Below are 317 nucleotides of genomic sequence, written 5' to 3'. Positions count from 1 at the left end.
GACAATGATGATGATTGACAGCAGCGGGTAGTGGGCCAGCCAGTCCACCGGCTGCGCGCCGAACAGTTTCCAGATGTAGGCCAGGATCCCGGACACCGGATGGAAGATCAGGTTTTTCCAGATCAGCGCACCGACCGTGGGCATGATGAAGAACGGCGAAATCAGCATCACCCGCACGATGCCGCGGCCGAAGAATTCGCTGGCCTCCAGCAATGCGCTGATCAACACACCGAACACCACGCTGATCAGCAGCACGCTGCCCACCAGCAGCAAGGTGTTGGTGGCTCCGGGGAGGAACCCGGAATCGGTGAGAAAGT

Annotated in this window: 1 pseudogene; it reads right to left on the bottom strand. The window is 59.6% G+C overall.

The features are described 5' to 3' along the window. Positions 1-317, bottom strand: a pseudogene (locus tag AB2L51_RS15110) (sugar ABC transporter permease); the annotation flags it as partial.

The organism is Acetobacter fabarum, from assembly GCF_040702925.2.
In the GTDB taxonomy this organism is placed as follows: Bacteria; Pseudomonadota; Alphaproteobacteria; order Acetobacterales; family Acetobacteraceae; genus Acetobacter; species Acetobacter fabarum_B.
This window is presented reverse-complemented; position numbering and strand designations above follow the sequence as displayed.